We start from the raw sequence: 1,788 nt of genomic DNA on the forward strand, positions 1-1,788 counted from the left end.
ACCTGTTCAGCAAGGCGCAGATGGAACTCGATAATCTGGTCAATCTCTACCAGCGCACGCTGGACCCAGCGATAGGCCAGACACGGGAACAGTTTCACGCCCTGCGCGAGGCCGCGTTCCGGCGCATTGACTCCGCTGTGCCCGGTTGGCTGCGCCGCCCGCTTAACCTGCCCGCGACCGGCGAGGCGCTAAAGCGTAGAATCGGCGTTGAGGCGAGTCAGGCAGTGCATAGCCTGCGCACCGCAACGCAAGGCTTCCGCCAGTTCGAGATACCCACGGTGTCGGAGGCGATGACGCGCGTGGGGCTGGCCGCCAAACTCACCAGTATCGGCAGTGCCGTAGGGGTTGGGCTGGACACCTACGCGACCCGTGACACTATCGCCGAAGCCTGCTCCACAGGGCGCGAGGAAGAGTGCCAGCGTATCCAGTATATCGAGTATGGCAAGCTCACCGGGCGTACCGTTGGTGGGATAGCAGGCAGTGCCGCTATTGTTAACCGTGGCGTATGTTTAGCTGTCAGCCTTGATCCACGCGGTAAGCTGATATGTGGCGTGGTGGTCGCAGGCGCTGGGGCCTATGGGGGCGCCAAGACGCTGGAACCGTTCGGTGAGCAGGTAGGGTTATTCTTCTATCGAACACTACATGGCGATAATAACAATGACAATCGCTGAAAACATTGTAGGGTTTGGTACTGGTATCTTCGGTCTGCTCGGCTTGGCGTTAGCATTGATCGCCAGTGTGGTGGCGCTTTTCAAGATCGATGAAGCGGATCGTTATTTTGGAGAATGGGACTCCCCCGAACAGCTATACCTCAAGGGACTGCCCTTTTCACTTCATCGTATGACATTTTATGGGTTGACCATATTGTTTAAAGGTAGGCACGTTATAGGGCGCTTTGACCTTCGTGGGAAAGAACACTTGATTGACCAGGCACCAGTGAGACTAAAGCGCCTGCTGGTATGGCTCTACGCCAGCTGGATATTATGCGTTATTTTTGCCGTGGCTATAGGTGGCGCAGGTATGCTATTTGGTGTTTGGTAGGTGTTGCAGCAGCGTGCGGCAGTGCATAGCCTGCGCACCGCGACGCAAGGCTTCCGCCAGTTCGAGATACCCACGGTGTCCGAAGCGATAACGCGCGTGGGGCTGGCCGCCAAGCTCACCAGTATCGGCAGCGCTGTAGGGGTTGGGCTGGATACCTACGCGACTCATGACAGTATCGCCGAAGCCTGCTCTACAGGGCGCGAGGAAGAGTGCCAGCGTATCCAGTATATCGAGTATGGAAAACTGGTGGGGCGTACTTTTGGTGGGGCAATCGGAGGCGGTGCTGCTGCTCGCAGTAGCGTATGTCTGGCGGTCAGTCTTAATCCCGGAGGTAAAGTGATATGTGGCATGGTGGCCGCGGGCGCGGGTGCCTATGGGGGTGCCAAGGTGCTGGAACCATTCGGTGAGCAGTTTGGTTTAGCGATATATCAGTGGCGCCACGGTGGGGGTGACCATGATGCCAACTAACGTCATCATGGGGCTTGCTGGGGCTGCCTTCGGCCTGTTGGGCTTGGCGTTAGCATTTATCGCCAGCATTGTCGCGCTTTTCAAAATCGATGAAGCGGACCGCTATTTTGGAGCGTGGGAGTCTCCTGAACAGCTATACCTCAAGGGACTGCCCTTTTCCTTATGGAGAATGACCGGATATGGCTTTAACATATTATTCAGGAAAAACCGGTTTGTGCAGCGTTTTTATATGAAAGGCAAGCCGGAGTTGATCGATCAGGCGCCCGTGGGGCTAACGCA

4 protein-coding genes are annotated in these 1,788 nt (G+C 56.5%); all 4 read left to right on the plus strand.

Annotated features, from left to right (window positions below; genetic code table 11):
• Positions 1-671: hypothetical protein (locus tag HP566_RS19975; RefSeq protein WP_249979051.1), on the plus strand; the 671-nt coding region annotated here is incomplete at its 5' end.
• Positions 658-1,041 carry a hypothetical protein gene (locus HP566_RS19980; protein ID WP_249979052.1) on the plus strand — a complete coding sequence of 128 codons (384 nt, stop codon included), beginning with the start codon at positions 658-660 and terminating at the stop codon, positions 1,039-1,041. The genes HP566_RS19975 and HP566_RS19980, both read left to right, overlap by 14 nt.
• The gene (locus tag HP566_RS19985) at positions 1,042-1,509 is read left to right on the plus strand and encodes a hypothetical protein (protein WP_249979053.1); all 468 of its coding nucleotides are present in this window, start codon (positions 1,042-1,044) and stop codon (positions 1,507-1,509) included.
• Positions 1,496-1,788, plus strand: a 293-nt coding sequence (locus HP566_RS19990) for a hypothetical protein (protein ID WP_249979054.1), incomplete at its 3' end; no start/stop codon positions are given. The genes HP566_RS19985 and HP566_RS19990, both read left to right, overlap by 14 nt.

Source organism: Vreelandella olivaria, from assembly GCF_023507745.1.
GTDB classification, from domain to species: domain Bacteria; phylum Pseudomonadota; class Gammaproteobacteria; order Pseudomonadales; family Halomonadaceae; genus Vreelandella; species Vreelandella olivaria_A.

What these genes read in the sequence shown, in the direction of transcription:
- HP566_RS19980 (WP_249979052.1), top strand. Translation starts at nt 658, where the DNA reads ATGACAATCGCTGAAAACATTGTAGGGTTTGGTACTGGTATCTTCGGT.